We start from the raw sequence: 25093 nt of genomic DNA, 5'->3' as shown, positions 1-25093 counted from the left end.
GAGTCGTGGAGGTGGGTGGGCCGCAGCGGGCGCGGCGGGGCGGAGGGTGCCCGGGCCTCGGCGCCGCCGGGGAGGTGGCGGGGCCCGGTTGGGGCGGGGCGGCTCTCAGCGCGAGCGCGCGGGCGTGCCGGGACAGATCGCACCGGCGTGCCGGCACAGGTCGATGTGCAGGCGCGCCACGAGGCGGGTGCCCGGGGCCTGGTTGCTCACATCGACGGAACGCATGGGCTCATCGTATAGATTCCCGGGCCCGCTTCGACATGCCCGTCTCGTGATCCGGATGTTGTCGTTTCGACTGATGGGATTCCGCCGGGACGGCACGGGCCCGCCGACCGCTCGGGGAGGGTCGGCGGGCCGCGTCCAGGTGGGTGCCGGTCAGGCCGGGTGGGCCTCGACGACCTGGACGTCTTCCTCTGTGATCTCTCCGTCCACGATGCGGAACGACCGGAACTGGTAGGGGTCGTCCTCGCCGTTGCCCTCGGCGGTGGAGACCAGGACGTAGTGGGCGAACGGCTCGGAGGCGTAGCTCACGTCGGTGCGCGAGGGGTAGGCCTCGGTGGCGGTGTGCGAGTGGTAGACGATGACCGGCTCCTCGTCCAGGTCGTCCATCTCGCGGTAGAGCTTGAGCAGGTCGCCCGAGTCGAACTCGTAGAAGGTGGGCGAGCGGGCCGCGTTGAGCATCGGGATGAACCGCTCGGGCCGGCCGCTGCCGGCCGGTCCGGCGACCACGCCGCAGGCCTCGTCCGGGTGGTCGGCGCGGGCGTGGGCCACGATCCGGTCGCGGAGTTCTCGGGTGATGGTCAGCATGCTGGTCAGGATGCCACGCCCCGGCGCGCGTCCGCCGGGGCGTCCGAGGCCCGGTCACCGGGTGTCCGCCACCCGGTCGCGGGGTGGGGGCGGGCCCGGGGTCAGCTGCCGCTGCCCGCGTGCAGGTGGTCGTGGGAGGGGCCGTGGACGGACTGCGGGTTGCGGCGGCGGAGCACCTGGTAGCCGATCACCAGCACCAGTGCCCAGACCGGGAAGACGTACAGCGAGATCCGGTTGTCCTTGTCCAGGGCGATCAGCACCACGACCATGGCCAGGAAGGCGAGGGCCGCCCAGTTGACCCAGGCGCCGCCGGGGGCCTTGAAGGTGGGCGGCGGCAGGTGGCCGGCCCGCCAGGCCTTGCGGTAGCGGATCTGGGCGATGAGGATCATCGCCCAGGTCCACAGCCCGCAGACCGTGGCGACCGAGGTGATGTACTCGAACGCCCGTGCCGGGACGAGGTAGTTGAGCACCACGCCGGCGCCCATCAGCACGCAGGAGAGGGTGATCGCGACGGCCGGGGTGCGACGGCTGTTGAGCTTGGTGAGCTGTCCGGGGGCCTGGCCGCGCAGGGCGAGGTCGCGCAGCATGCGCCCGGTGGAGTACATCCCGGAGTTGCAGGAGGAGAGGGCGGCGGTGAGCACCACGAAGTTGATGATGCCGGCCGCGGCCGGGATGCCGATCTTGCCGAAGGCGGCGACGAACGGGCTGACGCCGGGCTGGAACTCCTGCCACGGCACCAGCGACAGGATGATGACCAGGGCGCCGATGTAGAACAGCGCGATGCGCCAGGGCAGGGTGTTGATGGCGCGCGGCAGGGTCTTCTCGGGGTTCTCGCTCTCGCCCGCGGTGACGCCGACGAGTTCGACGCCCAGGTAGGCGAACATGACGATCTGCAGGGTCATCACGGTGGCGCCGATGCCCTTGGGGAAGAAGCCGCCGTCCTGCCACAGGTTGGTGATCGACGCGGTGTCACCGGCCTTGCTGAAGCCGAGGGTGAGCACGCCGATGCCGATCAGGATCATGCCGATGATGGCGGTGACCTTGACCATGGAGAACCAGAACTCGATCTCGCCGAACAGCTTCACCGAGATCAGGTTGGCCGCGTAGAGGATGACCAGGAAGGTCAACGCGCTGGCCCACTGCGGGATGCCGGGCGCCCAGAACTTGACGTACACGGCGGCGGCGGTGGTCTCCGCCATGCCGGTGACGACCCAGAACAGCCAGTACGTCCAGCCGGTGACGTAGCCGGCGAAGGGGCCGAGGAACTCCCGGGCGTACTCGGCGAAGCTGCCGGAGACCGGGCGGTAGGTGAGCAGCTCGCCGAGGGCGCGCATGATCACGAAGATGACCAGGCCCGCCACCGCGTAGGAGAGGATCAGACTCGGTCCGGACTTGGAGATCGCGGTGCCGGCGCCGAGGAAGAGGCCGGTGCCGATGGCGCCGCCGATCGCGATCATCTGGATCTGGCGGCTGCCCAGCCCCCGTTCGTAGCCCTCCTCGTCCGGTTTTTCGTCGACCACCTGGTCGTAGATCTGCTCGGCCATGGTCACCGTCCTGGGTGGGTCTCGTTTGTGGGGAGAAGTCGTACCACGCCCGATCCGGACACCGGTGTTCATCTGAGCGATATTTGAGCATGCCCTGCTAGGTTTTGCCCGATTTATGAAAAAATGCCCCGGCCGATTGTCCACATGCTGGACGGAACGGCCGGGGCTTGCCCGAAAGCGGGCAGGATCGCCGGGCGGAGCGCACTTGCCGGAGCACGCCAGGCGGACACACCGGGCGGAGCACGCCGGGCGGAGCACGCCGGCCGGAGCGGCGGGAACCGCCCCGCGGTCAGTCGGTGATCGCCTCCAGCAGCGACTCCTGGAGCGCCCCCAGCCACAGGTAGGCCATCACCAGCGGCTTGCGCTCGTCGCCGTCCGGCAGCCCGTAGAGGCCCTGCTCGTCCTCATCGGTGATCTCCAGCCGCGCCCCGAGGGTCAGCCGCAGGTCGTTGAGCGCGCCCAGCCAGCGCAGGCAGTCCGGGGCAGCCAGCTTGAGCATCCCGCCACCGCCGAGGCCGTCCAGCATCCGGACCACCTGGAGCGCGTCGTCCCGCTTGCGGGCCCGCAGGTCCAGCTCGGTGTAGCGGCGGAACTCGGCGGCGGCGACCCGCGTCTCGTCGTCCTCCGGCGCGCCCGGGCCGCCGTAGGCGTCCGGGAAGAGCCGGGCCAGCGCCGGGTCGGCGGGCGCCTCGCTCGGCCCCTCGGCGAACAGCGCCGCCAGCGGATCGTCGTCGGGCCCGCCCGGGCCGGGGCCGATCAGCTCCAGCATCTGCACTTCCAGCGAGCGCAGGATGGAGGCCTCCACCTCGTCCAGCGCGATCGCCGCGCCGCCATCGCCGGTGCTCTCGAACAACCCAGCCATCTGTATCGGTCAGCCCGTCTTCGTCGTCTTCGGCCGCGCCGCCGGGCCGGCGGGCGGTCAGTCAGCTGTGCGCCGGGTGGGCGGTCAGTCGTGCTGCAGCGTCGCCCACAGGCCGTAGCCGTGCATCGCCTGGACGTCCCGCTCCATCTCCTCGCGGGAGCCGCTGGAGACCACCGCCCGGCCCTTGGTGTGCACGTCCATCATCAGCTTCCGGGCCTTGTCCTTCGGGAAGCCGAAGTAGGCCTGGAAGACGTACTGGACGTAGCTCATCAGGTTGACCGGATCGTTGTGCACGATGGTCACCCAGGGCGTGTCCGGTTCCGTCACCGGCTGTCCTTCGACCTCCGGGCGCTCGATCTCCACGGGCGCGACACTCACCGCCGGGCCTCCTCACTGCACACTCGTCCGTTGCTCCTCACGCCCCATGCTGCCATCCGGGGGACACCCGGGCGATTCCGACCCAGGTCGCGTCGCGAGAAATCGTCACTCTGACGCTAAGTGGTAGTAGCATCATCCGCATGGACGCCACTTCAGTGCGCGCGGCCGGTTCGACCGCGCTCCTCACCGACCGCTACGAGCTCACCATGCTGCAGGCCGCCCTGCGCAGCGGGGCCGCGCACCGCCGCTCCGTCTTCGAGGTGTTCACCCGACGCCTGCCCGGCGGCCGCCGCTACGGCGTCATGGCCGGCACCGGCCGGGTGCTGGATGCCGTCGAGAACTTCCGCTTCGACACCGCCCAGCTGGACTGGCTGTCCGACCAGGGCGTGATCGACGACGACACCCTGCGCTTCCTCGCCGACTACCGCTTCCGCGGCGACATCCACGGCTACCCCGAGGGCGAGGTCTACTTCCCCGGCTCGCCGGTGCTCACCGTCGAGGGCAGCTTCGCCGAGACGGTGATCCTGGAGACGGTGATCCTCTCGATCCTCAACTTCGACTCCGCCATCGCGGCCGCCGCCTCCCGGATGACCGCAGCGGCCGGCGGCCGGCCCGTGATCGAGCTGGGCGCCCGCCGGGCCCACGAACAGGCCGCCGTCGCCGCCGCCCGGGCCGCCTACGTGGCCGGCTTCGCCGCCACCTCCGATCTGGAGGCCGGCTACCTCCACGGCATCCCGACCACCGGCACCTCCGCGCACGCCTTCACCCTGGTCCACGACAGCGAGCGGGACGCCTTCCGGGCCCAGGTCGAGTCGATGGGCAAGGGCACCACCCTGCTGATCGACACCTTCGACCTGCGCGAGGCCGTCCGCACCGCCGTCGAGGTCGCCGGGCCCGAACTGGGCGCGGTCCGGATCGACTCCGGCGACCTCATCCTGGCCGCCCACCGGGTCCGCCGTCAGCTGGACGAGCTCGGCGCCGAGCAGACCAGGATCATCGTCACCTCCGACCTCGACGAGTACGCGATCGCCGCCCTCGCCGCCGCCCCGGTGGACGGCTACGGCGTCGGCACCAGCCTGGTCACCGGCAGCGGCCACCCGACCTGCGCAATGGTCTACAAGCTGGTCGCCCGCGCCGAGACCCCGGACGGCCCGCTGGTGCCGGTGGCCAAGCGCGCGGCCGGCGGCAAGACCAGCATCGGCGGCCGCAAGTGGGCCGCCCGCCGGCCCGACGCCGAGGGGGTGGCCGAGGCCGAGGTGGTCGGCACCGGGCCGGTCCCCGAGGAGCTGCGGCCGCACCTGGTGCAGGTGCCGCTGGTGCTGGCCGGCGAGACCATCGGCCGCGAGCCGCTGACCGCCGCCCGCGACCGGCACGTCCGGGCCCGGGCCGCGCTGCCGCTGTCGGCCACCCAGCTCTCCAAGGGGGATCCGGTCATCCCCACCGAGCTGATCGACTGATCCGCTCCGGGTCCGGCCGGTCCGCCCGGCCCACCCGGTCCACCCGGTCCACCCCGACGGGCGTCCGCGCGGACCGGCGGCGGTTCGCGCGGACCGGCAGCGGTTCGCGGGGCCCGTCCCCGGACTCCCCCTCGCTCCCACCCGCCGGCGGGAGTCCGAAGACGGACCCCAAGCCTTCCGCCCCCGCGCGCCACTCCCTAGAGTCAGCCGTAGAGTTCCCCTGGAGTTCCTCCCGAGCCCCCCAGAGTTCGCGAGGGCCCCGCCGCCGGGGCGCACCGCCCCCACATCCGAGGATGCGAGCCATGCACCGGGCACTGATCGTCGTCGACGTGCAGAACGACTTCTGCGAGGGCGGCAGCCTGGCCGTCGCCGGTGGCGCCGAGGTGGCCGCCGCCATCACCGACCTGATCGCCGAGTCCTCCCCCGGCTACCGGCACATCCTCGCCACCCGCGACCACCACATCGACCCGGGCGCGCACTTCTCCACCGAACCGGACTACGTCGACAGCTGGCCGGTGCACTGCGTGGCCGGGACGGAAGGGGTGGGCTTCCACCCCAACTTCGCGCCCGCGGTCATCTCCGGGGCGGTCGAGGCGGTCTTCGACAAGGGCGCCTACTCGGCGGCCTACAGCGGCTTCGAGGGGCTGGACGAGAACGACCGCGGCCCGGTGGAGTGGCTGCGCGAGCGCAAGGTCGACGAGGTCGACGTGGTCGGCATCGCCACCGACCACTGCGTCCGGGCCACCGCCCTGGACGCCGCCCGGGCCGGCTTCGCCACCCGGGTACTGCTGGACCTCACCGCCGGGGTCTCGGCGGAGACCACCGCCGCCGCGCTGGAGGAACTGCGGGCGGCCGGGGTCGAGCTGGTCGGCGCGCCGGTGGTCCGTCCCGCCTGAACCCGCGGCCCGGGCCCCGCCGGTCGGGCTGCCGGGCGAGCCGCCGGGCAGGTCGCGAGGTGTGCTGCGGGCGTGCCGCGAGGCGTGCTGCCGGGCGGGACTCAGACCACCAGCAGCTCCACCACGTCCGTCCCGCCGGCCCGGTAGGCCTCGCGCAGCTCACCGCCGACCGCGTCCGGGTCGGCGGCCAGCCGGGCTCCGGAGACGTACACCACCCGGATGCCCAGGTACTCCATCCGGTGCTGGCCGCCCCGTACCCAGGCGGCCTCGCCCTCACTGACGCAGCGCAGGTCCGAGTCCACCTCCACCGCGACGCCCCGCTCCGGCCAGTAGAGGTCCGGGACGCCGATGTAGGTGCCGCCGCGCATCCGCAGCTCCGGGATGGCCAGCGGGGCGGGCAGTAGCCACTCGTCCACCAGCCGGTCGACCCGCTCCAGCACGAAGTCCCGCTCGGCGGCCAGGAGTTCGTCCAGCGCGGCGCGCACCCGGGGCTCCCCGGTCAGCCCCGACTCGACCAGCTCGGTGGCCAACTCCCGTACCGTGCACCGGCTATCCGGGCGGGACACGGCCTCCCGCAGCAGCTCGCGCACCGGCACCGGGGCGCCCGCCGGAGCCCCGTCCACCGTCCACTCGGCCAGCGCGTCGGCGACCGCCCGGGCGACCGGCGCGCAGGCCAGGCCGTGCACCGAGCGGGCCACCAACTCCCGTTCGGTGCGCCGGATCCGCACCTCCCCGGCGTCCTTGAGCCGGCGCTGCCGGGGCACCAGGACGTCCACCCCGGTCACCGCGGGCAGCCGGGGCACGACGGCGAAGCCGTACAGCGCCAGCGCGGCCGTACCGGTGATCACCGCACCCTCGCGGCGGCCCTCCTCCCGGCCGTTCTGCGCCGCGTACAGCAGCGCGGCCCACATCCGCTGCTCCGGGGTGGGCTCGCCGGACTGCAGCAGGTAGACCCGGGGCAGCAGCCGCTGCCAGGGTCCGCCCCGGCGGCAGTGTCCGGAAATGACCCGGGCCGGCACACCCCGGGCGCGCAGCTGACTGGCGGTGACGACGTTCTGCTGACGCTTCGCCAGTTCCTCCAGGGACGGCGGCGGCGTGGGGATCCGGTAACTCATGCGCCCACCCCACCGCTCCCGGCAGGGGCGTTCGCCCATGCGCGGCCCTCGATGACCCGCTCACTTCGTTCGCTCATGCGCCCACCATCCCCAACCCCCGCGACCCATGTGCGCCCGCCTGACGCACTGTTACGCAACCGTCGCGAAACCGGGATCAGCCTGCACTAAAGTCCTCATACCCTCACTCATTTGGCGTAAATGACGTTCATATGGCTATCGGATCTGATCGAAAACGATCGCCGACCTGGCCGTCTGACCCAGCGTGACCAAGGGCATACGGCGAGGGACCCTCCGGGCGTCAATCGCACCTCTCGGATTGCCTAGGCTTACGTCATGTCACGTGACGAGACCGCCGGCCTCCGCGCGGCCCAGCTCCGCCTCGGCCGTCTGCCCGGATACGTCCGCCGCCCGGACCCGGCCCGCCGCAGCGGTGAAAAGGGCCATACGTACAAGAAGGGCTGGGAGGTCCGCTTCACCGCCCGGAGCGAGGCCGAGATAGCAGAGATCCGCGACCTCGTGGTCGCCGCCGGGTTCGCCCCGGCCAGACCCTTCTTCAAGGGACACCAGCTCATCCAGCCGGTCTACGGCATGGCGGCCGTGCAGGCCTACCTGGCCGCTAGACAGGCGGCCGAGGAACACGCCGAGCGGGTCGAGCTCGGCCGCCGCCGGCGCGCGGCGGGGGCGCACTCCGGCGCGACGCACACCGCAGGGGCGCACCCGGGCAGCGGGCACACCATGGGGGGGCATGCGACCGGCTCCCACGCCCCCGGCGGCCATGCGGCCGGTACGCATACGGCAGGTGCGCACACCACGGGCACCCACACCCCCGGGGCGCCCGGCACCCGCCGGTGCGAGCGCGAGGAAGCCGCCGCGGGAGCCGCCACCGCGGCTGCGGCCGCGGCCGCCGCGGCCGCCCAACGCGCCCGGCGGCGAGCCGTCGAGGCCTTCCCCGCCCAGGTCGAACGCGGCAACACCGCCGACGACCGGATCTCCCCGACGGAGGCGCTCCCGAACTCCTGACCGGGCGGCACCGCGCCGCCCCGCCCCGCGCCCCGGTCGCCAACGAGCCGCCGGGGCGCGTTCGACGCACCCGCCCCCACCCGCCCCGTCGCAACCCCCGCGGTGAGTGCGGTTGCACAGGCGGTAGTGCGGACGCGACTTCGCGCCCTGGGCGTGGACGCCGGCCCCGGCAGGCCCTACGGTGGCACCTCAACTGCCGTGCGACCACAGCCGTCCCACACCCTCTGACCAGCCGCGACACGCTCCCAGCCGCGTCCCCCGCAGCACTGCGCAGCACTCCCCCGACCGGCCCCGACCGGCAGTACCGCCGCCACACCGCACCGACCGGCGTCGGAACCGGACGAGCGGCGGCGGGTTCCGGGCATTCCATCAGATTGGTCACCCAGCGCACCGAGGGCCTACCGTAGAGTGAGCACAGACGATCGACCGTCAGAAACCCATCTCCCTTGCCGAGAAGACGAGATGACCAACCGTCACACGAGCGCCGCCAGCCCTACCCCGAGGGCCGACGAACCGGAGGACGTACCACTGGAGTTCGCGGCCTTCTGCGAACTCCACCGCCCCCGGTACCTCAGCTATGCCCGGGTGTGGCTGACCGAGCACGCCGACGCGGCCATCGCCGTCCAACAGGCCTTCGCCGAAATCGCCGTCCAGTGGCGCGAGTTGCTCACCAGCCCGAACCCCACCGCGCTCTCCTGGCAGATCCTGCGCGGCACCGTCGCCGAACACACCCGGCAGGCGGCCGCCGCCGAAACCGACCACCACCCCGCCGACGACGACCTGGCGATCCTCCACTACGTCGTCGGCCTCGCCGCCCCCGAGATCGCCGACGTCATCGGCACCGACACCGCCAGCGTCGCCGGCCGGCTCCGGCGCACCATGCTCCGCGAGGCCTCCGGCTGGTGACCCGCGGCGACGGACTCAGACCCGCTCGCCGGTCACATCGAACAGGTGGTGCACCGGGTCGTGGATCAGGTAGCGGGCGAAGGACTCGACGGTGAACCGCGCCCCGTCACTGCGAACCCCGGTCCGCCGCCACCGCTCCCCCGACACCGCCTCGAAGGCCGCCGCCAGCGCCTCCCCGGCCTCCGCCAGCTCCCCCGCCACCACGCGCGGCGGCTGCTCCCGGTAGCGCTCGGCGGCCGCCGTCTCGTCCTGGTCCCAGTTCGGGAACAGCGGACCGTCCTGATCGAGCATCAGCTCCAGCCGGACCAGGAACAGCCGGAAGACGTCCCGGACATGGCAGGCGTACTCCAGATCCGACCAGACCTCCGGCCGCGGCCGACGGCGCAGCCCGTCCTCATCGCCCGCCAGCACCGCCAGCCAGCTCGCCGCATTGGCCCGGATCATCCCGGCGACATCCGCGGGCACCACCCCCGGCGTGTCCAACCCGCAGTCGGCGCAGGGGCGTTCCAGCACCCAGGTCCAGTCCTTGGTGTCGGGGACGATCGCGTCGACGGGGCTCACGAGGTGCTCAGGAGTGCTCATGGGCCCAGCATGGCCGCCCCGCAGGCCCGCCCACCAGCGGCAAGGACGCCAGCGACCGCCGAAATGCTGCCAGGCCGGGCCGTCCGTACCGTCAGCCCGCGTCGCGCTCGTACTCCAGCCGGGCCGCCAGCAGACTGCCCAGGTTCTCGCGGCTCCACTCGCACACCGCGTCCATCGGCCCGAGCAGCGTCCGCCCCAACGGCGTCAGCGCGTACTCGACCCGCGGCGGGTTCTCCGGATACTCGGTGCGGACCACCGCACCGTCCTGCTCCATCGAACGCAACGACTCCGCCAGCACCTTCGCGGTGATCCCCGCCAACGGCACCCGCAGCTCCGAGAACCGGCGTGGCCCGCCCTCCAGACAACGGATGATCCGCCACGCCCACTTCCGGCTGCCCAGCACCGGCACCGACTGCACCGGGCAGTCGGCCGGGAGGAAGTCCGCCGGCAGTGGCGGCGGCACGGTCTGCGTCATGCCCCCGACGGTACCCGGACGACCGGCCGTGTGGAGACGAGAGCGGTTCCGTCGCAGGCAGTTCCGCCGCAGGCGGTTCCGCCGAAGCCGGTTCCGTTGAAGCCGGTTCCGTTGAAGTAACCGGCACCCCCCGGTCTACCGTCACCGCACCGGCGGACGACAACGCCCGCCACCGACCCACCGGGAGACCCCCATGACCAGCACCGCACCCCGACAGCAGCACCCCGCGGACGTCATCGTCTACGGCGCCGGCGGGCAGGTCGGCCGCGCCGTCGTGGCCGAGGCCCGCCGACGCGGTCTCACCGTCACCGCCGCCGTCCGCAACCCCGAGCGGCACGCCGACCTCGCCTCCGACGGCGTCACCCTGGTGCGCTGCGACGTCACCGACCCGGCCGCCGTCGCCGCCACCGCCCCCGGCCACCCCACCGCCATCAGCTCCGTCTACACCCCCGACACCCCCTCCGCCGAGTTCTACCGCGCCGCCACCACCGCCCTCGTCACCGGTCTCGGCCGGGCCGGCGTACCCCGCCTCCTCAGCGTCGGAGTCGCCACCACCCTGCAGACCGCCCCCGGCGTCGCCGTCCACGACGACCCCGAGTTCCCCGACGCCTACCGCACCTTCTCGCTCGGCCACTCCACCGCCCTCGACCTGCTCCACGACTCCCCCGCCACCCTCGACTGGGTCGTCGTCACCCCGCCGATGGACCTCGACCGCACCGCCCCCGGCACCGGCCACTACCGGGTCGGCGGCCCCCACGTCCTCGGCCCCCGGATCGCCCAGGCCGACCTCGCCCTCGCCATCGTCGACGAACTCACCACCCCCACCCGTCACCGGGAACAGATCGCCGTCGCCGAATAGGCCCCGGCCGAAAATCCCCGCACGAACCGTCCCCGCCCGGCATCCTGGGCGCCATGGCCACACGGACCTCTCCGCCCTCGCGGTGAAACCCACCCTGCACGGCCCCACCGTCCGCCTCGTCCCCCTGGACGCCCGGCACACCGGCCCGCGGTGGGAGCTCTGCACCGACCCCGGGACCAGGCGCCTCACCGGCACCCGCACCGCCTTCACCCGCGAGCGGATCGCCCAGTGGTGCACCACCCGCGCCGACCAGCCCGACCGGCTCGACCTCGCCGTCGAAGACCCCGCCACCGGCCGCTTCCTCGGCGACACCGCCCTCACCGACGTCGACCCGGACAACCACTCCGCCGAGTACCGGATCGCCCTCACCCCCGACAGCACCGGCCACGGCATCGGCGCCGAGACCACCCGCCTCGTCCTGCGCCACGCCTTCGCCACCGTCGGACTCCACCGCGTCCGCCTCGAAGTCTTCGAGTACAACGAACGCGCCACCCGCGCCCACACCAAGGCCGGCTTCACCCTCGAAGGCCGCGCGCGCCAAACCCACCACTGGGACGACCGCTACTGGGACGTCCTCCACACGGCCGCCCTACGCGACGACTGGCTCAGCACTCACCGACCCGGCCCACCGTAGGGCGGCTGCGGCGGATACGGCACCGCAGCCGCCGCCTGCCTCCGCCGCCGCGCCATCACCACCGCGGCCGCCGACGCCCCCACCACCACGGCACCGGCCGCCACAGCGGCCACCACCAGCCCGGTGACGTCACCACCCCCGCCACCGGAGGCGGCCTGGGGGACCGGTGCCGCGGTGGGCTGGTCCGTCGCATCGGTGTCGTCGTCGCTCGGCGGCGTGCCGTGCGATTCCACCCGCTTCAGCAGCGGATTCTCGCGGGGCCCGTCATCCACGGCCGGGTTCGCCTCCAGCGCCTTCGCGGGCGCGACGGTCCCGTAGCCGTAGTGGTTGTTGGGCACCACCGTCCCGTTGGCGGGAGGGGTAGCCGTCTTGATCATCCGGTTGATCACCTGACCGGCGGACAGGTTCGGGTACTTGGAGCGAATGAGCGCAGCAGTGGCGGAGACATAGGCCGTGGCTTCGGAAGTACCGTCTCCGGCTCCATAACTCGTCGAAGATTTGGTCGTGGCGAGGTAGATGTCCACGCCAGGCGCAACGAGCGTGGTCTCGGGACCTGGCGTCGACCGATCCCAGACACCCCCCTTTGAGTCCACGGCTCCTACTGCCACAACCCCGGGAAAGGCTGCTGGGTACCGGATGCCGTCCAGGTCCTCGCCGAAGTTGCCGACCGCGGCCACCAGTACGACATCCTTCGAGACTGCGTAGTTGACAGCCTTTCGAAGGTCCGGGTCGAGGCGAAACTTCCCGCCGAGGGACATGTTGACGACCGTCGCGCCGTGGTCGACCGCAAAGCGGATCGCGTCCGCGAACCCAGTCTGCCGGGGGTCGGAACCATCACCTTCCGTCCCCACCTTCACCGGCAGGATCTTCGCTTGAGGGGCCAGGCCCATGACCCCGGATTGCCCCCCGTGCCCATGCCCCGCAATCAGGCTCGCGATTCCGGTGCCATGGCCTTTGGTGTCCACGCGACCATCAGTATTTCCACCGGAGTAATCGGCTCCAGCGAGGACCTGCCCGGTCAGATCCTGGTGATCTTGATTCACCCCAGAGTCGATCACGCCGACGACAATCCCGTCGCCTCCACTGACCGGCCAGATCTTCGTCTCAGCATCGAAGGTCTTCAGAGCCCATTGATGGTCCCTGATCTGATCAGCTGACGCCCCCGGTGCGGCAACGGCCCAGACCATTGCCCCAGCGGCGAGGACCGCCGTACTGCGCGCCAACAGGCGGCTCGTCAAACCCGGTCACCCCACTCACGAGGCATCCCGCAGTTAACCGGCCTGCGGGATGCGATCAGATCACCCGTCCGTCTACGGACCGGCCTCATTCCACCACGTTCGGATTGGCGGGCTTGTCCGACGCCCAGGTCTCCTCGTCCTCTACGAGGTAGTCCGGCCGTTTTCCGCCCTTTCCCCGATCCTTCCTGCGGTGCTGTGCCTCGCTCAGAGGGATGCCAGGAGCCATACCCCCGATGCCACGGGCACCAGCCGGTTCGACGCTCAGCCGGTTCCGAGTCCCCAGTCCGGATCCGCCTTCGGTGAAGGCCTGGCTGCCCCGCGCTCCAGCGCCAGGTGGCACCGTGTCGCGGACAGCGCCACCAGGTCGGGCCAGAGAGCCTCCCACCTTTTCGGCTCCAGACACCCCACGACCACCGGTGCCGATGCCGGAATAGGCCTCACCGCCACCACCAGTGCTGACAGCTCGGCCCCCACGCGGGCGCGAACCCTCCACCGGCGTCGCACCGACGGAAAAGTCCTTGCCTCCGAAGCCGGTCGTGCTCTGGCCGAAGTCGGGCCTGATCGGGGTGCTCTGCGCAGTCGGCCCCGCGGGGTTGGCAATTGTCTGCCCACCGACGCCGGTGATCGGTCCGCTCGTAGGGCCCGTGAGCGGGGTACCGCTCAGGCCGGACATCTGGGTCCCGGAGGTTACGGGGCTAGGCACACTTCCCCCGGGACGAGGCGCCGGAGCGCCCGAGATACCCGCATCGCGACCACCGCTGGTCATCGTTGGCGGCTTTGGCGGGGCTTGCGCCGTCCCACCCTTGATCCCAGAGTCCGTCGGGACGGCTGCGTTCCTAGACGAAGAGCCGGCCACTGATGGCGTGGAGGACGCAGACCGCCGCGACGCGGCGACGGACGCAGGCCTAGCCGGCGCTCCCCCCGCTCCGAATGAGGATCCCGAAATCACAGCGGCTGCCATAGCCGCCGCCCCACTTGGGTCGTTCTGCGATCCGACATCACGGGTGTCGTCGCTGTACGTCCCCGGCGTTCCCTTAGGCGGAGTACCCGGCGCCGACGGAGCCTTCAGCGCCGGCGTCGCGATGCGGTAGTGCATCGCGAGGGTCTGCATGACCTCGGCCGCCTCGGCCTTCTTCCGGTCGGTGATCTGGATGTGGTCGTCCTCGGTACTGAAGAAGTCGCCGACCTTGTCCTTGATCTGGTCCCAGTTGCCGGGTTCCTCGGGCATGTCGCGCTTGGCCTTGGCCATCGCCTCGGACATGTTGTGCAGCGTGTTGGCCGCGTCGTTGGCGTAGGCGGCGGCTTCGTTGATGTTGCCGGCGAGGGTGAGCATCGCGGTGTGGAAGGAGTCGCTGCTGGTGCCGTCCCAGGAGGTGGCGGCCTCGGTGCTGGCGTTGGTGAGGGTCTTGCGGATCTCCTTGAGGGTGGTGGCGGCCTTGCGCCACGGGTCGCCGGCGGCCATCACCGCGCCGGGGTCGAGGGCCTGCGCCATCGTGCGGAGATCGGCGTGGCTGTACTTGGTGAAGTCGGTGTAGACCACGGGTGGTTCACCTCCGGTCGGGTGGTGGGTCAGATGGTGGCGTTGCCGCGCTTGGCCGGGACCTGGTTCGCCTGGTAGGCGACTTCGCTGGTGGCGGAGGGCTGGGCGACGGACCAGCCGTCGCCGGACAGCGTGAGCTTCCTGCTCACGTGCTGTTCGTGCTCCTCGTAGTTGGTCGCGGTGAGTTCGGCCTTCTTCTGGGCCTCGTCGATCGCCTGCTGGAGCTGGTTGAGCACGTCGCGCAGGGCGTCCCGCATGGTGCTGTAGCGGCCGTGGATCTCGGTGGCCTCGGCGAAGGTGCCGAAGGCGGTCTTGCCGAGGCCGCTGCGTCCGTGGGTGGCGCTGCCGTTCGCGTCCTTCTCGAACTCCTTGAGCAGGATGCGTACTTGGCCGGCGAAGGTGCGCAGTTGCTCGACCTCGACCCGGTAACCCTGGTTGGCTCCCCCGGTCGATCCGGTCCCTGATCCCATTGCGGCGCCCCCCGTGCGTCCGTTCCTGGCGGTCGGGGCCGGGCCCCGGTCGTCTCATGTCTAACACATCGGGTCCGGATTCCGCCCGGCGCAGGGTCAGTTCGCAGGCGTCCCGGTGTTCAGGGCCGTGGCGAGGGCGCGGCGGCACAGGGAGTCGGCGTGCCGGGTGGTTTCGGGCAGCCGGTAGCGCTGGGCGAGGTCGAGGGTGGTGCGGACGGCGGTGTCGAGGCCGATGCGGTGGCCGGCGGAGACGTAGACGGGTTTGACGCCGGGTCGGGTGCGTACGGCGCGGCCGACCTCCTCGCCGGTGGCGGGGTCGGTGAGCGGGGTCCAGGAGCCGCGTTCCGAGGCGGGGTCGTGGTGGTCGAAGGTGAAGGGGGTCTTGGCGACGCCGAGGGTGCGCAGTCCGGTGAGGACGCCGAGGTGGCTGGCGAGGCCGAGGCGGCGCGGGTGGGCGAGGCCGTAGCCGTCGCAGACGACGGTGTCGGGGGTGCGGGTGAGGGCGGCCAGCGCGTCGAGGACGGCGGGGAGTTCGCGGAAGGCGAGGAGGCCGGGGACGTAGGGGAAGGCGATCCGGCCGACGGCGGTGGCCTCTTCGACGACGTCCAGGGTGTCCCGGTCGAGCAGGACGGCGGCGGCGACGACGAGGTCGTGGTCGTCGTCGTAGGCGACGTCGACGCCGGCGATCAGCCGGTACGGGGTGTCGTCGTCGTGGGCGCGGACGAGTGGCCGCAGCCGTTCCTGTTCGGCGAGCGCCTGGGCCTCGGTGGTGGGCCAGTCGGCGGGGATGGGCACGGTCGGTTTCCCCCGGTCTGCTTGGTGTCGGTCGGGCTCCACCGTACCGAGGGGTGCGGACGACCCCGGGGTGAGTCCGTGCGCCCCCTGTGCCCCCGGACTCGCGGGATAGCCTTGCCTTACCGAACTCCCTTGCCGGGTAGGACTTCTGGCAATCGGCACACCATTCCCGCCCGTTTCCCCCGACGTGCGAAGGACCCCCGCCATGCCGCGTCCGTCCGCTGCCCAGTTCTGCCTCGGCTCGTTCACCGTCGTCGCCACCACGGTGGCACTGCTGGCCGTTTCCGGCGCCGCCGGCGTCCTGGAGGTCGCGGTGCTGGTGGGGTTCGCGCTGGCGCTCGGCACCGTGGTGACGGTGCTCTCGGCGTCCGTCTCGGCCCGCTCGGCCGGGCCCGCCGACCGGTCCGGGGCCTCCCCGGCCGGCGCCGGGCGCGAGTACGCCCGGCAGCGCTGATCCGCCGCCGGGCGCCGTCCCGCCGCCGGGTTCAGATCTCGGTGGTGACGACCACGGTCTTCGCCGCCTTGTCGTGCATGCACTGCTGGTAGGGCTTGTCGAAGACGCCGAACAGGCCGTCGACGACCCACCACAGGGCGGCGCAGCACAGGACGGCGGGGAGGATGAAGACGGCGGCCCTGGTCCAGGCCGCGGCCTGGGTGGGCGAGTTGCCGTCGATGAGCATGGCGACGCGGATCTTCATCGCCTTCTTGCCGAGGGTCTGGCCGTCCCGGCTGAGCATCAGGGCCTCGTAGACGAGGTAGATGGCGCAGCCGAGCCAGAAGGCTTCGGTGGTGCCCTGGCGCGTGCTGAGGTCGACGAAGGGGCTGACGATGATGACGCCGACGACCTGCACGAGGACGTAGTCGAGGAGGCGGGCGGTGATCCGCTTGGGCCAGGTGCCGATCGGCGGCATGCCGGGGACGGGGCCGCCGCCGGGGGTGCCGTACGTGCCGGGGCCGGGGCCGGTGCCGTAGCCGGGCGGGGGCTGGTCGTGCGGCTGGCCGTAGGGGTTCTGACCGGGGGTCGGCCCGCCGTAGCTTCCCTGGTAGGCGCCGGGGCCTTCGGTGGGGGTGCCGGACGGGGTGGGGCCCGGCGGTTCGCCTTCCGGCGTGCCGCCACCCGGGGCCGGGGGCTGCTTGTCGGAGGAGGGCTGACCGCCCCCCTCCGGCTGGGGGCCTGAGGGGTCGTGGGTGCTCATCCCTCGAGTAGAACATCGCACATTCTCAAGGTTTGGGACATTTTATCTGTTTTGGGCTTCGGTCGACGGCCGTCTCAGCTGCGGACCACCCGGGTACGGGCGGCCCGGTCCTGCCAACCGCGCCGCGCCGGACGGTCGAACACCGGCCAGACCAGGCCGAGCAGCAGCACCGTGCCGAGCTGCCGGACGGCCCACCTCAGCAGCGAGCGGCCGAGGCTCAGCCGGCTCCGGGCACCGGCGGCGTCCACCACCCGGATCCGGGCCAGCCGCTTGCCGAAGGTCTGGCCGGTCCGGGCGATCGGCAGCACCTCGTAGACCAGGCTGACGAACACCAGGATGCCGATCAGGGCGGCGAGCTTGCCCAGCACCACGTCGTCCACCAGCCAGACCTGCACCTGACGGCGGGTGAGGGAACTGGCCATCCTGGCCTGGTCCACCTTCTGCTGGAGGTGGTCGGAGACCGAGCCGCCGAGCGGGATCCCGGCCGCGACGGCGACCACCAGCAGCACCCCGGTGTCCACCGCCCGGGCCGCCAGCCGCCGCCCCAGCCCGGCGGGCACCGGGGCCGTGGCCCGTCGGCGGGCGGGGGCCTCCCGGGCCGGCCGCGCCACGGGCAGCGCGGGGACGGGGGTCGTGGCCGGCGCCGGCAAGGTCGCCGGCGAGGTCACCGTACGGGCCGGGGCGGGCGCGGTCTCGGCGTCCGGTTCGGCCGCCGCTTCGACCGGCGCCACGGCGACGGCGACCGGGACCGGCGCGGGCGCCGCACGGACCGCCACCGCCACGGCGGGTGTGACGGCCACAGCGGCCTCCGCGACGGCCTCCGCCGCGACCTCCACGGCAATCGCAGCACGCCCGCCCTCCGCGCGCCCCTCGTCGTCCTCGAGCGCCCCCGGAAGCACCCCCCAGGACACCCAGTGCGGTGCCCCACCCGTCTCGGTCAGTCCCCGCTGCGCCTGCGGATCGACCTGCCACCCGGACGCTTCGGCGGCCCCCGGCGCCCCGGGCACTTCCTCCCCCACCGGCTCGACGGCCCGGAAGACCGGCCCGCCGATCACCTCCGCCACCCTCGGCCCGACCACGAAGGACGCCCCGCCCGTGGTCTGGTCGAGGTAGACCGGCCCGGTGTCCCCCGAGCCCGTCGCCGCCCGCGCCTCCCGCGCCTCGAATGCGGCCACCGGCACCGGCGCTGACACCGGCACCGGCACCGGCGACTCCGAACGCGCGGGCGGCACCGGCACCACCGGCGGGGGCACCGTCCGCGCCGCCGCCACGTCGGGGGCGGACCGCCGGGTGACGAACCGGGGCGGCTGCAGCAGCTCGCCCTCGGCGGGCGCGGGCCGACTGGTACCGGGGACCCAGGCCGAGCCGCCCCAGTACCGGACGAAGCCGGGGATGGACGGGTCGGGGTAGTAGCCGGGCCCGGGTGCGACGGCCGGGTCGCCGTCGACGGCGAAGGGGCGGTCCGTCATGGGGGTCTTCTCCTGTCAGGTCCTGACGAGGGCCGGCGGGGGGCGGGCCCCAACAGGTCGAAAGGGTTGGAACGGGTCGAAGCGAGCTGGATCGGATCGAACGTCGGACTCACGGCGAGCCGCTACGGCACGCCCGCGCACGCCCCGGGGGCACTCGGCGCGCACGTGGGGGCACCACCGAAGGCGGACAGTCGTCGGACAGTCACAAAGGGTAGTGCCTCGCCGGAGTGCCGACGGAAAGTTGGCGATTCCCCGGACAACGGAGGGCCGCCCGGGGTAAGGAACGGGGCGCGCGGCGGGCGGTCACGCGCCGTGGCCCCGGCCGTTCACCACCCCGCACGAAACTTCCGGGAGAAATCCCGGAAACGTGTGTAAGAACCGGCGTGGACCGCCCTCTCAAAGGTCATCGGGCTCGGAACCGGGCACGAACCGAAGGCAGAGAGGAAGACGATCATGGACCGCCCCGTCACCGTCGTGGAGCACGAGCTGGAGCTCAACCTGGTGCTCTCGCCCGAGCACAGCGTCCCCGTCCCGGCCCGGCTGACCTACGGCAGCCACGACCCGTACGCCGTGTACATCACCTTCCACCTGGACACCGGCTCCCCGGTGACCTGGGTGTTCGCCCGCGAGCTGCTGGTCGAGGGCACCTTCCGCCCGTGCGGCCAGGGCGACGTGCGGATCTGGCCGACCCGCTCGGGCCGGCGCAGCGTGCTGTGCATGGCGCTGAGCTCGCCCGCCGGGGACGCGCTGCTGGAGGCGCCGCTGCCGGTGGTCGCGGCCTGGCTGGAGCGGGCGCACCGGCTGGTCCCGCCGGGCAGCGAGCTGGCCGCCCTGGACATGGACGGCTCGCTCGCCGAGCTGCTCGCGTAGGCGTGCGGGTCGTGCGCCGCAGCGTGCACTGGACCGTCCACCAGTACCGGGCCGACCAGCGGCACGAAGACGGACGGGAACACGGGCACCCACCCGAGGACGGGCCCGCGCGGGAGCGCGAGCGCGCCCGGGGCCAGGTGCCCCCGGGGAGCGGGAGCGACGGCGCCCCCGCCGGCTCAGCGGGCCGCGGGGGCCTGCTGACGACCGCGGGCGGCGTCGGGGCCGCCGCCGCCGCGCTGTCCGGGCAGCCGGACGAGCGGGGCGCCGGCGGAGCGCCGCCGGGCCCTTATCCGGATGGCGGCGGCGAGCAGGAAGCAGAGTCCGACCCACGGATAGATCGAGGTCGGCAGCTGGCGCAGTGCTGACATGTGGAGCACCGCCGCGCCGACCGGCTTCGCCGCCCACATCGCGAAGGACAGGAAGGCCAGCAGGGTGGCCCAGAAGGCGGCCCGCCAGCGCAGCCGGCGGACGCCCGCTGGGCGGGCGTGCTCGACGGAGGCCTCGGTGGCGAGCAGCACGAGCACCGGTACGCACCAGATCCAGTGGTGGGTCCAGCTGATCGGCGAGATCAGCACGGCCGTGACGGCCGTGACGCAGACGCCCCAGGCCTCGGCCCGGGGCAGCCAGCGGCCGCTGCGGGCAGCCCAGGCGGCGATGGCGAGGCCGACCAGTGCGGCCAGCCCGGCCCCGAGGGTGGCGAGGGTGCCGGGGTCGGCGCTGTGCAGCAGGCGGGCGAAGGCGCCGCGGAGCGACTGGTTGTCGACGATCTCGGTCTTGCCGACCCGGGAGGAGTCGTAGAGGTACTTGGTCCAGAAGCCCCAGGTGGCGTCGGGCAGGAAGAGCGTGCCGATCAGGAAGGTGGCGAGGAAGGTGAAGCCGGCCACGAAGGCGGCCCGGACCCTGCCGGTGATCAGCAGGTAGACGGCGAACAGGCCGGGGGTGAGCTTCATGCCGGCGGCGATGCCGATGGCGATGCCCTTGCCGCGGTGGCCGTCCGACCGGGTGAGGTCCCAGAGGATCAGGCAGCCGAGCGCGAGGTTGATCTGGCCGTACCGGAGCGTGGTGAAGACGGGTTCGAGCCAGACGCCGAGGCCGGTGATCAGCACCACGCCGATCGGCCGCAGCTCGCGGCGCGGCCAGCCGACCAGCTTGAAGGACAGGTGGGCCAGCAGGGCGAGCAGTCCGAGGTTGCCGAGAGTGATCGCCACCCGGAGGACGGGGATCGGGAACCAGGTGGTCGGCACGAACAGCATCGCCGCGAAGGGCGGGTAGGTCGCGGGCAGGTTCCACTCGGTGACGCGCAGCGCGTACAGGTCGGTGCCGTTGGCGACGGCGGCGCCCTCCGCCCGGTAGACGATCATGTCGACCATCGAGGTGTGGACGAAGTGGCGGACCACTGCGTACACGAGCAGTGACAGCAGTGCCACGGACGAGGCGACCAGCATCGGCCGACGGGGGGCCTCACGCAGTGCGCGCACCGGAGCACCGAGCGCGATCCGCAGCCGGTCCGACAGGGGGGCGGGCGAAGGCGCGGCGGGTACGGTCCCCACCGGGCTGCGCTCGTCTTGCACCGCTGTCACTGTCCACTCCGTCCACCGCTCGGCCAACCAGCGACGATACCGGATGCGGCCCGCCCTGGCCTGGGCAGGATCGACTACGCACGGTGACGAAGGTGCCCCGACCGACCGTGCTCGGCTGCGGGCTGAGCACGGGCGGTCGGGGCGGTCGGGGCGGTCAGGGAGGCTTGGAGTTCACCCCGGGCCCTGACCATCGGAGCAGGCCACCGGGGCAGGCCGGCGGAACCGGAGCGGCCTCAGCCGGTGTAGCCGCCGAGAGCCCGGGTGAAGTCCAGCGGCTGCTGGACGATGCTGCTGCAGCCGGCGTCCGCGGAGCCCTTGGCCCCGCCCTCGCATGCCTTGTCCCGGGTGCCGGACCACATGGCCAGCCAGGCGAGGTGCCTGCCCGCCGCGAAGTCGGCGAGCTGCTTGGCGTCGGCCACCGTGAAGACCTCGCTGGCGACGTCGTTGACGCCGATCATCGGGGTGACCGCGACCTTGCGCCAGGCGGCCGCGTCGTCCAGCCCCAGGACGCTCTTGACCTGGGCCTGGGTGGCGGTGGCCGCGGCGATCGCGTACGTGCCCATCCGGCCCTGCGGGTCGGGGGCGACGCCGTCGCCGAAGTCCATGGCCATGATGTTGACGGCGCCGATCGCGACCCCGTCGGCCTTGGCGCCGGTGACCAGGTCGACGCCGTCCTGGGTCAGGCCGGAGGGCAGTGCGGGCAGGGTGAAGGAGACATCGAGGGGCTTGCCCTTGGCGGCGGCGGTGCGCTGCAGCTGGGCGATGGCCTGGGCCCGCCGGGTGTTGGCGGCGGTGTTGGCCGTCGCGGCGCCCTCCACGTCGAAGTCGAGCCTGGTCACGCCGTACGCGTCGATGACCTTCTGGTACGCGGCGGCCAGCTCGGCGGTGGAGCCGCAGGCGAGGGCCAGCTCGCTGCCGTTGGCGCCGCCGAAGGAGACCCGGACGTCGCCGCCGATCGCCCGCAGCTCGCCGATCCGGGCGGCCACCGCGTCGGCGGAGAGGTCGCTGACCCCGCCCCACTTGGGCACGCAGCCGCCGCCGGAGACCACGAAGGCGAGGGTGAAGTTCTTCACGCCGGTGGCCTTGGCGGTGGCGACCAGGTCGTACGGCGGGTAGAGCGAGGTGTCCACGTACGGGGCGAAGCCGGCCCCGGCGCCGACCGGCGGTACGGGCACACCGGTCGCCGTGGGGGTGACGGTCGGGGTGGGGGTCGGCGCCGGGGTGGTCGGCTTCGCGGTGGCGGTCGGGCCGGGCGCCGCGGTCGCGGTGGACGTGGCGGTCGCGGTCGCGGTCGGCGAGGCGGTGTTGGTCGGAGCCGCCGTGGGGGTACCGGTCGGCCGCCCGGAGGGGGTGGGCGCGGGGCCCTCGCCGGCCTTGCAGGAGGTGTTGTCGATCAGGCAGTTGCCCGGTTCGGCCTGCGCCGCGCCCGCGCCCTGGGCGACGAAGCCGACGACCACGCTCCGGCCCGGCTCCAGCCGTTTGTTCCAGGTCTCCGGCTTGACGGTGACGTGCTGCCCGTCGGCGGTGAAGGTGGCGTTCCAGAGCGAGTCGATCTTCGCGCCGGCCGGGAGGTCGAAGCTGAGCGTCCAGTCGTCGATCGGGTCGGCGGCCGGGTTGCTGACCAGGTACTGGCCGGTGTAGCCGGAGTCCCAGCTGCTGGTGCGGCTGTAGACGGCGCCGAGCGAGGCGGCGCTGGCCGAGGAGGCGAGCACCACGACCCCGCCCGCGACCAGGACGGCGGCGACCGCCGAGGCCCCGATGATCGTCCCCTTGCGGCTGCGGCGGCGGTGGCCGGAACGGCGGGTGGGCTGGGTGGTCATGGCGCGTTACCTCCGCGGGTGCCTGCGGTCGGCACCGTGGCGGGTGCCGTCAGTCGGCCGCCGTCGGACGGGCTGCGTACGCGTGGGTACGGACGTCCCGGGCGGCCGGCCCGGCTCGGTCGGGTGACCGGCGCGACCGACGCTAGCGGCGCCCGGGGGGCCGGACGGGCGGGCTGAGCGAGGGGTGAAGCTCCCTTAGGCCGCCGTTAAGGAAGAGCCCTCCGCGCACGCGGCGCCGCCGCCGACCCGCCGTCACCTCGGGAACAGCGCCCCCCGACCGCCACCGACCCGCCGTCACCTCGCGAACAGCGCGCCCCCGACCGCCACCGACCCGCCGTCACCTCGGAAACAGCGCGCCCCGCGACCGCCGCCGACCCGCGCGGGCGGGCGGGGCCTCCTCCGGGCGGGTGCGCAGCCGCAGCCGGGTCTCCGCGCCGCCGAGCACGGCGGAGCGGCCGAGCGCGAGGTCCCCGCCGGTGGACTCGGCGAGCTTGCGGACGATGTCCAGCCCGAGGCCGGTGGAGCCCTCCCCGCCGTGGCCCTCGCCGCGTCTGAGCGCGGCGGTCGGGTCGCTGTAGCCCGGTCCGGCGTCGCCGACCAGCACGATCACCGAGCTGTCGGTGGCCAGGACGTCCACCGAGAAGGCGGTGCCGACGGCGGTGTGCCGGAAGACGTTGCCGAGCAGCGTGTCGACGGCGGCGGCGAGGTCCCCGCGCTGGACGGGCACCGGTGCGGCGCACTCGGCGCCGGCCAGTTGCCAGCGGCGGCCCTCGTCCTCGGCCAGCGCGGACCAGAAGCCGACCCGTTCGCGGATCACCTCGGCGGCGTCGCAGCCGACCGTGACGGTGGGCGCGTCCGAGGGGGCGCGGCGGGCGGAGCGGATGATCTGGTCGACCTCGCGCTCGAGTTGGGCCACCGCGTGCCGGGTGGCGTCGGCCGCGTCGCCGTCGCCGAGGGAGGCGGCGTTGAGGCGCAGCACGGTCAGCGGGGTGCGCAGCCGGTGCGACAGGTCTGCGGCCAACTCGCGCTCCGCGGCGAGGAGTTGGACGACCCGGTCGGCCATGGTGTTGAACGCGTGGCCGGCTTCGCGCAGTTCCTCGGGGCTGCCGTCGACCTGCTTGCCCTCCACCGGGACGCGCACCGCGAGGTTCCCGGCGCCGAGCGAGCGGGCGGCCGAGGCGAGCCGGCGGGCGGAGGCGACGATCCGGCCGCCCATCCGGTCGGCGACCAGCACCGAGATGGCGACCAGGCCGAGGGCGACCGCGGAGAGCACCAGCCAGGCGGTGGAGACGCCCCGGGTGAGGTCGCTCTCGGCGACGAACACCTCGACCACGGCGGTCCGCCCGGTGTCCACCGCGACCGGCTGGAGCAGCGCGTAGCCGCCGGGCACCGCCACGGTGAAGGCCCGGCCCTGGCCGCCGGCCGTGGCCACGTCGGCCGCGGTGGCGCGCGCCTCCCCGAGGGTCGGGCCGTCGGGGGCCGCTCCCGCGACCGCCGCTCCCCCGCCCCCGACCGCCGCTCCGCCGACCGCCGCCCCCACCGCCCCCACCGGCCCCACCGCCACCGGCAGGTGCACCGCCATCCGCCCCTGCGCCCCGGCGTCGGTGCTGGCCAGCGCCCGGTTGACGGCGTCCTGGTCGGTGGTGATCGCCAGCGCCGGCCCGAGTGCCGCGGCCTGCCGCTCGGCGGCGGTGAACGCCCGGTCCCGGGCGGTCTGTTGGACCATCAGGCCGAGCGGGATGAGGAAGGCCAGTGCGACCATCGTGGTCCCGGCCACCGCGGCCTTGATCATGGCCCAGCGCAGCGAGTGCGCGAACCGCTTCATGTCCGGTGCTCCGCGGGGCCCGCGACGGCCTCCAGCCGGACCCCGACGCCCCGGACGGTGTGCAGGTAGTGGGGGTTGGAGGCGGTCTCGCCGAGTTTGCGGCGCAGCCAGGAGAGGTGGACGTCGATGGTCTGGTCGCCGCCGTAGGTCTGCTGCCAGACCTCGGCGAGGATCTCCTTGCGCGGCACCACCACGCCGGGCCGGGCCGCCAGGAAGGCCAGCAGGTCGAACTCACGGCGGGTCAGGTCGAGCAGCCGCCCGTCCAGGACGGCCTCGCGCCGCTGGAGGTCGATGGCGAGGCCGCCGACCCGCAGCACCTGGGCGACGGGGGCGGCGCCGCTGCCGAGCCGGCGCAGCACGGCGGCCATCCGGGCGCTCAGGTGTTCTCCGGAGAAAGGTTTCACCAGATAGTCGTCGGCACCGTCGTTCAGCAGCCGGACGATCTCGGCCTCGTCGTCCCGCGCGGTGGAGATGATCACCGGGACGTCGGTCAGGCCCCGGATCATCTTGAGCGCCTCGCTGCCGTCCAGATCGGGCAGGCCCAGGTCCAGGATCACCAGGTCGCAGCCGACCTGGGCGACCTCCCGCAGCGCCTCCAGGGCCGTGCCCACACTGCGGACCGCGTGACCGGTGTCGGTCAGGTGGCGGATGAGCGCGGACCGTACGAAGGGGTCGTCCTCGACCACGAGCACTGTTGCCATGGCCCTGCACGGTACGCCATCGGTGGGCAGTGGTCTGTACCTCGGGGGTGGGTC

At 73.1% G+C, this 25093-nt stretch carries 26 protein-coding genes; 8 read left to right on the top strand and 18 right to left on the bottom strand.

Annotation, left to right across the window (positions count from 1 at the left end; translation table 11 throughout):
* Nucleotides 1-105: 105 nt before the first annotated feature.
* The 5 genes from ACZ3YL_RS15470 to clpS form a co-directional block, all read right to left on the bottom strand.
* Nucleotides 106-225, bottom strand: coding sequence for a putative leader peptide (locus ACZ3YL_RS15470; protein ID WP_317621128.1), 120 nt, complete (start codon nucleotides 223-225; stop codon nucleotides 106-108).
* A gap of 150 nt (nucleotides 226-375) precedes the next feature.
* Nucleotides 376-807 carry a M67 family metallopeptidase gene (locus tag ACZ3YL_RS15465; RefSeq protein WP_188305574.1) on the bottom strand — a complete coding sequence of 144 codons (432 nt, stop codon included), beginning with the start codon at nucleotides 805-807 and terminating at the stop codon, nucleotides 376-378.
* A 101-nt stretch (nucleotides 808-908) separates the two neighbouring features.
* Nucleotides 909-2351 (bottom strand): amino acid permease, encoded by a 1443-nt coding sequence (locus ACZ3YL_RS15460; protein WP_188305573.1) that lies wholly within the window; start codon nucleotides 2349-2351, stop codon nucleotides 909-911.
* A 289-nt stretch (nucleotides 2352-2640) separates the two neighbouring features.
* Entirely contained in the window at nucleotides 2641-3213 is a 573-nt protein-coding gene (locus tag ACZ3YL_RS15455; protein ID WP_188305572.1) for a DUF2017 domain-containing protein, read from the bottom strand.
* Nucleotides 3214-3297: 84 nt separating this feature from the next.
* A complete protein-coding gene (gene clpS, locus ACZ3YL_RS15450; RefSeq protein WP_188305571.1) occupies nucleotides 3298-3591 on the bottom strand; it encodes an ATP-dependent Clp protease adapter ClpS in 294 nt (97 codons plus the stop codon).
* Between the two features lie 140 nt (nucleotides 3592-3731).
* On the opposite strand from clpS, the gene ACZ3YL_RS15445 reads away from it, so the two are divergent.
* Both ACZ3YL_RS15445 and ACZ3YL_RS15440 read left to right on the top strand, forming a co-directional pair.
* Nucleotides 3732-5048 carry a nicotinate phosphoribosyltransferase gene (locus tag ACZ3YL_RS15445; protein ID WP_465657698.1) on the top strand — a complete coding sequence of 439 codons (1317 nt, stop codon included), beginning with the start codon at nucleotides 3732-3734 and terminating at the stop codon, nucleotides 5046-5048.
* Between the two features lie 302 nt (nucleotides 5049-5350).
* Nucleotides 5351-5944 carry an isochorismatase family protein gene (locus ACZ3YL_RS15440; protein ID WP_188305569.1) on the top strand — a complete coding sequence of 198 codons (594 nt, stop codon included), beginning with the start codon at nucleotides 5351-5353 and terminating at the stop codon, nucleotides 5942-5944.
* A gap of 101 nt (nucleotides 5945-6045) precedes the next feature.
* Here the strand turns inward: ACZ3YL_RS15440 and ACZ3YL_RS15435 are convergent, their stop codons facing one another.
* Nucleotides 6046-7059, bottom strand: coding sequence for a hypothetical protein (locus ACZ3YL_RS15435; protein WP_188305568.1), 1014 nt, complete (start codon nucleotides 7057-7059; stop codon nucleotides 6046-6048).
* A 333-nt stretch (nucleotides 7060-7392) separates the two neighbouring features.
* On the opposite strand from ACZ3YL_RS15435, the gene ACZ3YL_RS15430 reads away from it, so the two are divergent.
* Both ACZ3YL_RS15430 and ACZ3YL_RS15425 read left to right on the top strand, forming a co-directional pair.
* The gene (locus ACZ3YL_RS15430) at nucleotides 7393-8079 is read left to right on the top strand and encodes a hypothetical protein (protein ID WP_465657693.1); all 687 of its coding nucleotides are present in this window, start codon (nucleotides 7393-7395) and stop codon (nucleotides 8077-8079) included.
* Nucleotides 8080-8541: 462 nt separating this feature from the next.
* Nucleotides 8542-8985, top strand: coding sequence for an RNA polymerase sigma factor (locus ACZ3YL_RS15425; protein WP_465657691.1), 444 nt, complete (start codon nucleotides 8542-8544; stop codon nucleotides 8983-8985).
* 15 nt (nucleotides 8986-9000) lie between these two features.
* Here the strand turns inward: ACZ3YL_RS15425 and ACZ3YL_RS15420 are convergent, their stop codons facing one another.
* Both ACZ3YL_RS15420 and ACZ3YL_RS15415 read right to left on the bottom strand, forming a co-directional pair.
* Nucleotides 9001-9567, bottom strand: coding sequence for a DinB family protein (locus tag ACZ3YL_RS15420; protein ID WP_188306155.1), 567 nt, complete (start codon nucleotides 9565-9567; stop codon nucleotides 9001-9003).
* Between the two features lie 91 nt (nucleotides 9568-9658).
* On the bottom strand, nucleotides 9659-10042 hold the full coding sequence (locus ACZ3YL_RS15415; protein WP_188306156.1) for a winged helix-turn-helix transcriptional regulator: 384 nt from the start codon (nucleotides 10040-10042) through the stop codon (nucleotides 9659-9661).
* A 193-nt stretch (nucleotides 10043-10235) separates the two neighbouring features.
* Here ACZ3YL_RS15415 and ACZ3YL_RS15410 point away from each other — a divergent pair, with 193 nt between their 5' ends.
* Both ACZ3YL_RS15410 and ACZ3YL_RS15405 read left to right on the top strand, forming a co-directional pair.
* On the top strand, nucleotides 10236-10901 hold the full coding sequence (locus ACZ3YL_RS15410) for an NAD(P)-dependent oxidoreductase (RefSeq protein WP_465657687.1): 666 nt from the start codon (nucleotides 10236-10238) through the stop codon (nucleotides 10899-10901).
* A gap of 82 nt (nucleotides 10902-10983) precedes the next feature.
* Nucleotides 10984-11535 (top strand): GNAT family N-acetyltransferase, encoded by a 552-nt coding sequence (locus ACZ3YL_RS15405; protein ID WP_465657684.1) that lies wholly within the window; start codon nucleotides 10984-10986, stop codon nucleotides 11533-11535.
* Here ACZ3YL_RS15405 and mycP read toward each other — a convergent pair.
* The 4 genes from mycP to ACZ3YL_RS15385 all read right to left on the bottom strand — a co-directional run bounded on the left by mycP (nucleotide 11514) and on the right by ACZ3YL_RS15385 (nucleotide 15578).
* Entirely contained in the window at nucleotides 11514-12773 is a 1260-nt protein-coding gene (gene mycP, locus ACZ3YL_RS15400) for a type VII secretion-associated serine protease mycosin (RefSeq protein ID WP_465657681.1), read from the bottom strand. The genes ACZ3YL_RS15405 and mycP overlap by 22 nt on opposite strands.
* 85 nt (nucleotides 12774-12858) lie before the next feature.
* Nucleotides 12859-14313: a PPE domain-containing protein gene (locus ACZ3YL_RS15395; RefSeq protein WP_465657679.1), complete on the bottom strand. Its 1455-nt coding sequence runs from the start codon at nucleotides 14311-14313 to the stop codon at nucleotides 12859-12861.
* A gap of 29 nt (nucleotides 14314-14342) precedes the next feature.
* Nucleotides 14343-14783, bottom strand: a complete 441-nt coding sequence (locus ACZ3YL_RS15390) for a hypothetical protein (protein ID WP_188306161.1) — start codon at nucleotides 14781-14783, stop codon at nucleotides 14343-14345.
* 96 nt (nucleotides 14784-14879) lie between these two features.
* Nucleotides 14880-15578: an endonuclease V gene (locus ACZ3YL_RS15385; protein WP_465657677.1), complete on the bottom strand. Its 699-nt coding sequence runs from the start codon at nucleotides 15576-15578 to the stop codon at nucleotides 14880-14882.
* 205 nt (nucleotides 15579-15783) lie between these two features.
* Here ACZ3YL_RS15385 and ACZ3YL_RS15380 point away from each other — a divergent pair, with 205 nt between their 5' ends.
* Complete coding sequence (locus ACZ3YL_RS15380; RefSeq protein ID WP_188306163.1) at nucleotides 15784-16032, top strand: hypothetical protein; 249 nt, start codon at nucleotides 15784-15786, stop codon at nucleotides 16030-16032.
* A gap of 31 nt (nucleotides 16033-16063) precedes the next feature.
* On the opposite strand, the gene ACZ3YL_RS15375 is transcribed toward ACZ3YL_RS15380, so the two are convergent.
* Together ACZ3YL_RS15375 and ACZ3YL_RS15370 are read right to left on the bottom strand one after the other, a co-directional pair.
* Complete coding sequence (locus ACZ3YL_RS15375) at nucleotides 16064-16774, bottom strand: RDD family protein (protein ID WP_465657675.1); 711 nt, start codon at nucleotides 16772-16774, stop codon at nucleotides 16064-16066.
* Between the two features lie 74 nt (nucleotides 16775-16848).
* Entirely contained in the window at nucleotides 16849-18243 is a 1395-nt protein-coding gene (locus tag ACZ3YL_RS15370) for an RDD family protein (protein WP_465657674.1), read from the bottom strand.
* Between the two features lie 453 nt (nucleotides 18244-18696).
* Here ACZ3YL_RS15370 and ACZ3YL_RS15365 point away from each other — a divergent pair, with 453 nt between their 5' ends.
* Nucleotides 18697-19113: an SsgA family sporulation/cell division regulator gene (locus tag ACZ3YL_RS15365; protein ID WP_465657672.1), complete on the top strand. Its 417-nt coding sequence runs from the start codon at nucleotides 18697-18699 to the stop codon at nucleotides 19111-19113.
* A gap of 176 nt (nucleotides 19114-19289) precedes the next feature.
* On the opposite strand, the gene ACZ3YL_RS15360 is transcribed toward ACZ3YL_RS15365, so the two are convergent.
* The 4 genes from ACZ3YL_RS15360 to ACZ3YL_RS15345 all read right to left on the bottom strand — a co-directional run bounded on the left by ACZ3YL_RS15360 (nucleotide 19290) and on the right by ACZ3YL_RS15345 (nucleotide 25039).
* Nucleotides 19290-20693, bottom strand: a complete 1404-nt coding sequence (locus ACZ3YL_RS15360; RefSeq protein ID WP_188307043.1) for a glycosyltransferase 87 family protein — start codon at nucleotides 20691-20693, stop codon at nucleotides 19290-19292.
* A 233-nt stretch (nucleotides 20694-20926) separates the two neighbouring features.
* Complete coding sequence (locus ACZ3YL_RS15355; protein WP_465657670.1) at nucleotides 20927-22513, bottom strand: glycoside hydrolase family 18 protein; 1587 nt, start codon at nucleotides 22511-22513, stop codon at nucleotides 20927-20929.
* Between the two features lie 337 nt (nucleotides 22514-22850).
* Nucleotides 22851-24338: a sensor histidine kinase gene (locus ACZ3YL_RS15350; protein WP_465657668.1), complete on the bottom strand. Its 1488-nt coding sequence runs from the start codon at nucleotides 24336-24338 to the stop codon at nucleotides 22851-22853.
* Nucleotides 24335-25039 carry a response regulator transcription factor gene (locus tag ACZ3YL_RS15345; protein WP_188308353.1) on the bottom strand — a complete coding sequence of 235 codons (705 nt, stop codon included), beginning with the start codon at nucleotides 25037-25039 and terminating at the stop codon, nucleotides 24335-24337. The genes ACZ3YL_RS15350 and ACZ3YL_RS15345 overlap by 4 nt, the downstream gene beginning before the upstream one ends.
* Between the last annotated feature and the right edge of the window lie 54 nt (nucleotides 25040-25093).

It is taken from the genome of Kitasatospora sp. NPDC023176 (genome assembly GCF_055560495.1).
Note: the sequence above shows the minus strand (reverse complement) of the source record. Positions and strands in the feature narration are given on the sequence as shown.

Bases quoted from the DNA above. Each gene is read 5' to 3' on its own strand.
- ACZ3YL_RS15435 (WP_188305568.1), bottom strand. From the start codon at position 7,059: ATGAGTTACCGGATCCCCACGCCGCCGCCGTCCCTGGAGGAACTGGCG.
- ACZ3YL_RS15410 (WP_465657687.1), top strand. From the start codon at position 10,236: ATGACCAGCACCGCACCCCGACAGCAGCACCCCGCGGACGTCATCGTC.
- ACZ3YL_RS15465 (WP_188305574.1), bottom strand. From the start codon at position 807: ATGCTGACCATCACCCGAGAACTCCGCGACCGGATCGTGGCCCACGCC.
- ACZ3YL_RS15345 (WP_188308353.1), bottom strand. From the start codon at position 25,039: ATGGCAACAGTGCTCGTGGTCGAGGACGACCCCTTCGTACGGTCCGCG.
- ACZ3YL_RS15420 (WP_188306155.1), bottom strand. From the start codon at position 9,567: ATGAGCACTCCTGAGCACCTCGTGAGCCCCGTCGACGCGATCGTCCCC.
- ACZ3YL_RS15415 (WP_188306156.1), bottom strand. From the start codon at position 10,042: ATGACGCAGACCGTGCCGCCGCCACTGCCGGCGGACTTCCTCCCGGCC.
- ACZ3YL_RS15355 (WP_465657670.1), bottom strand. From the start codon at position 22,513: ATGACCACCCAGCCCACCCGCCGTTCCGGCCACCGCCGCCGCAGCCGC.
- ACZ3YL_RS15380 (WP_188306163.1), top strand. From the start codon at position 15,784: ATGCCGCGTCCGTCCGCTGCCCAGTTCTGCCTCGGCTCGTTCACCGTC.
- ACZ3YL_RS15440 (WP_188305569.1), top strand. From the start codon at position 5,351: ATGCACCGGGCACTGATCGTCGTCGACGTGCAGAACGACTTCTGCGAG.
- ACZ3YL_RS15390 (WP_188306161.1), bottom strand. From the start codon at position 14,783: ATGGGATCAGGGACCGGATCGACCGGGGGAGCCAACCAGGGTTACCGG.
- ACZ3YL_RS15430 (WP_465657693.1), top strand. From the start codon at position 7,393: ATGTCACGTGACGAGACCGCCGGCCTCCGCGCGGCCCAGCTCCGCCTC.
- ACZ3YL_RS15370 (WP_465657674.1), bottom strand. From the start codon at position 18,243: ATGACGGACCGCCCCTTCGCCGTCGACGGCGACCCGGCCGTCGCACCC.
- ACZ3YL_RS15425 (WP_465657691.1), top strand. From the start codon at position 8,542: ATGACCAACCGTCACACGAGCGCCGCCAGCCCTACCCCGAGGGCCGAC.
- ACZ3YL_RS15375 (WP_465657675.1), bottom strand. From the start codon at position 16,774: ATGAGCACCCACGACCCCTCAGGCCCCCAGCCGGAGGGGGGCGGTCAG.
- ACZ3YL_RS15470 (WP_317621128.1), bottom strand. From the start codon at position 225: ATGCGTTCCGTCGATGTGAGCAACCAGGCCCCGGGCACCCGCCTCGTG.
- ACZ3YL_RS15365 (WP_465657672.1), top strand. From the start codon at position 18,697: ATGGACCGCCCCGTCACCGTCGTGGAGCACGAGCTGGAGCTCAACCTG.
- ACZ3YL_RS15455 (WP_188305572.1), bottom strand. From the start codon at position 3,213: ATGGCTGGGTTGTTCGAGAGCACCGGCGATGGCGGCGCGGCGATCGCG.
- ACZ3YL_RS15445 (WP_465657698.1), top strand. From the start codon at position 3,732: ATGGACGCCACTTCAGTGCGCGCGGCCGGTTCGACCGCGCTCCTCACC.
- ACZ3YL_RS15460 (WP_188305573.1), bottom strand. From the start codon at position 2,351: ATGGCCGAGCAGATCTACGACCAGGTGGTCGACGAAAAACCGGACGAG.
- ACZ3YL_RS15350 (WP_465657668.1), bottom strand. From the start codon at position 24,338: ATGAAGCGGTTCGCGCACTCGCTGCGCTGGGCCATGATCAAGGCCGCG.